The 1,244-nt window shown below is 67.6% G+C and carries 2 protein-coding genes; both read right to left on the bottom strand.

Annotated features, from left to right (window positions below; translation table 11 throughout):
• Positions 1–270 precede the first annotated feature (270 nt).
• Entirely contained in the window at positions 271–756 is a 486-nt protein-coding gene (locus tag AB1578_04845) for a DUF3368 domain-containing protein (GenBank protein ID MEW6487227.1), read from the bottom strand.
• On the bottom strand, positions 749–997 hold the full coding sequence (locus AB1578_04840) for a UPF0175 family protein (GenBank protein ID MEW6487226.1): 249 nt from the start codon (positions 995–997) through the stop codon (positions 749–751). The genes AB1578_04845 and AB1578_04840 overlap by 8 nt, the downstream gene beginning before the upstream one ends.
• Between the last annotated feature and the right edge of the window lie 247 nt (positions 998–1,244).

Below are 1,244 nucleotides of genomic sequence, written 5' to 3'. Positions count from 1 at the left end.
GCAGGGGTCAGGGGTCAGGGGCTGGGGGTCGGAACGGAAATAGGCGCCAGGGGTCGGGGGCTGGGGGGTGGGAGGGGAGGAAGGGTCGGGAGGGGCGGTCTGCCGCCCTGCTGCCTCGCCTCCGTGCCCCGGCGTTCGCCCCATCGCGTTGCCTCCCCGTAGGTCTGACCCTTGTACAGGCTGGCCGGGGGGCGGGTCAAGGGGGGGGACTCTCCGGACGCGCGCCCTTGAGGGACCGGCGCGGTGTGGTTTCCTTTCCGAAGCTTGCGCCTATTCCCCTACCCTCGTCAGTGCCTCGTCCAGCACCCGGCGGGAGAGGTACATCCCGGCTCGAAGCAGATCCTCGAGCACCGGTCTCGCGGCGGGGACCAGGCCCCGACGCTTGGCAACCAAGACAATACCCAATGTACCGCGGACGGGAATGCCGAGGCTCGAAGCGCACTTCCGGCCGGCGAGGTCGTCGATCACAGCAACGCGACGTGGATTCCGCTCGCACAGGGCGAGCACAGCCGACTCCCCTGGTCCGAGGCCCCACTGGAGGATCGCCTCGGAGGGCGCAGGTGCCGGGACCACCTGGAGCCACAGCTCGCTCGTCAAAGCTGCCGAGGTTGGATCTCGGGGCCCGCGGCGCCGGATCTCCGCGGCTACGGGCTCGGGAACGAGCACCCCTCCCACGACAGCCCGGAGCAACTCGAGGTGCCCTCCCCGCGAGAAGAAGATGAGGGGAGACGCGTTGAAAACGGCCGTCTCAGCCACGGGCAAGCTCGCGATCCAGGTCCTCGAGATCCACCCGGAATGATTCCGCCCCACTCCTGACCAAAGCCAGGAGAAAGTCGGTCCGGTCCAGACCCGCGACCCGGGCGGCAATCTCCTGAGATACCTTTCCCTGCTCGTACCACGTCACGGCAGCCGCCAGCCGCACTTCACGGCCGAGACCGTCCGGGCTCGTTTTCAGAGCCGCCAGAAGACCTTCCGGAAGATCCACGCAGACCTGCATGATCTAGCCTCCTCCGTGATTCCTGCGGAGATTCGAGTGGTTCACGGCCTGGCACCCCTTTCGGCGGCGCAGGCGTCGTCTCAGTTACAAACGCCGGAACGCCGGGGCCGTTCATGCCATCCCACCCATCCAGACACACGGAGGAGTCTAGGGGATGCAGTTCACGTTGGCAACGACGGCTCCGTGGAATGGGGCGGAGGAGGAACGTTGGTGCTGGAGGTGAACGGCCGCCGGAGCAGCCGCTCAA

The organism is Thermodesulfobacteriota bacterium, from assembly GCA_040756475.1.
Taxonomy (GTDB): domain Bacteria; phylum Desulfobacterota; class Deferrisomatia; order Deferrisomatales; family JACRMM01; genus JBFLZB01.
Note: the sequence above shows the minus strand (reverse complement) of the source record. Positions and strands in the feature narration are given on the sequence as shown.

Excerpts from the sequence above, each read along its gene's own strand:
- AB1578_04840 (MEW6487226.1), bottom strand. The coding sequence starts at position 997 with ATGCAGGTCTGCGTGGATCTTCCGGAAGGTCTTCTGGCGGCTCTGAAA.